The following is a 1380-nucleotide window of genomic DNA, read 5'->3' as shown; positions in this document are numbered from 1 at the left end:
GGCTGAGAGCTGATGGGCACTCCACGTGGTGGAGTGATCTGGTGATCCTATGCTGCCAAGAAAAGCATCGACGTGAGGTTTGATCCGCCCGTACCCATAACCGACACAGGTAGTCAGGTAGAGAATACTAAGGCGAGCGAGATAATCGTAGTTAAGGAACTCGGCAAATTGCCCCCGTAACTTCGGAAGAAGGGGGACCATCCTGGTATGAGCCTTTTTGCGGTGAAAGCTGGTGGTGGTCGCAGAGACCAGAGAGAAGCGACTGTTTACTAAAAACACAGGTCCGTGCGAAGACGTAAGTCGATGTATACGGACTGACGCCTGCCCGGTGCTGGAAGGTTAAGAGGACCCGTTAACCCTTGGGTGAAGCGGAGAATTTAAGCCCCAGTAAACGGCGGTGGTAACTATAACCATCCTAAGGTAGCGAAATTCCTTGTCGGGTAAGTTCCGACCTGCACGAATGGCGTAACGACTTCTCTGCTGTCTCTACTACGAACTCGGCGAAATTGCATTACGAGTAAAGATGCTCGTTACGCGCAGCAGGACGGAAAGACCCCGAGACCTTTACTACAGTTTGGTATTGGTGTTCGGTGTGGCTTGTGTAGGATAGGTGGGAGACTGTGAAGCATGCACGCCAGTGTGTGTGGAGTCATTGGTGAAATACCACTCTGGCCATTCTGGATTCCTTAACTTCGGACCCTGATCGGGTTCAGGGACAGTGCCTGATGGGTAGTTTAACTGGGGCGGTTGCCTCCCAAAGAGTAACGGAGGCGCCCAAAGGTTCCCTCAGCCTGGTTGGCAATCAGGTTTTGAGTGTAAGTGCACAAGGGAGCTTGACTGTGAGACGGACGTGTCGAGCAGGAGCGAAAGCTGGGACTAGTGACCCGGCCGTGGATTGTGGAATCGCGGTCGCTCAACGGATAAAAGGTACCTCGGGGATAACAGGCTGATCTTGCCCAAGAGTCCATATCGACGGCATGGTTTGGCACCTCGATGTCGGCTCGTCGCATCCTGGGGCTGGAGTCGGTCCCAAGGGTTGGGCTGTTCGCCCATTAAAGCGGTACGCGAGCTGGGTTTAGAACGTCGTGAGACAGTTCGGTCCCTATCCGCTGCGTGCGTAGGAAATTTGAGAAGGGCTGTCCTTAGTACGAGAGGACCGGGACGGACGAACCTCTGGTGTGCCAGTTGTACCGCCAGGTGCATGGCTGGTTGGCTACGTTCGGGAAGGATAACCGCTGAAAGCATCTAAGCGGGAAGCCTGCTTCAAGATGAGATTTCCATGAGGTGCCCTACAGACTATAGGGTTGATAGGCCAGATGTGGAAGCACAGTAATGTGTGTAGCTGACTGGTACTAATACACCGATCACTCACACACACCC

1 rRNA gene is annotated in these 1380 nt (G+C 53.6%); it reads left to right on the top strand.

Features of this window, described 5'->3' with window-relative positions:
• Positions 1-1376, top strand: a 23S ribosomal RNA gene (locus HMPREF0183_RS03495); the annotation flags it as partial.
• Positions 1377-1380: the final 4 nt, after the last annotated feature.

Origin of the sequence: Brevibacterium mcbrellneri ATCC 49030 (assembly GCF_000178455.1) — a bacterium.
Taxonomy (GTDB): domain Bacteria; phylum Actinomycetota; class Actinomycetes; order Actinomycetales; family Brevibacteriaceae; genus Brevibacterium; species Brevibacterium mcbrellneri.
This window is presented reverse-complemented; position numbering and strand designations above follow the sequence as displayed.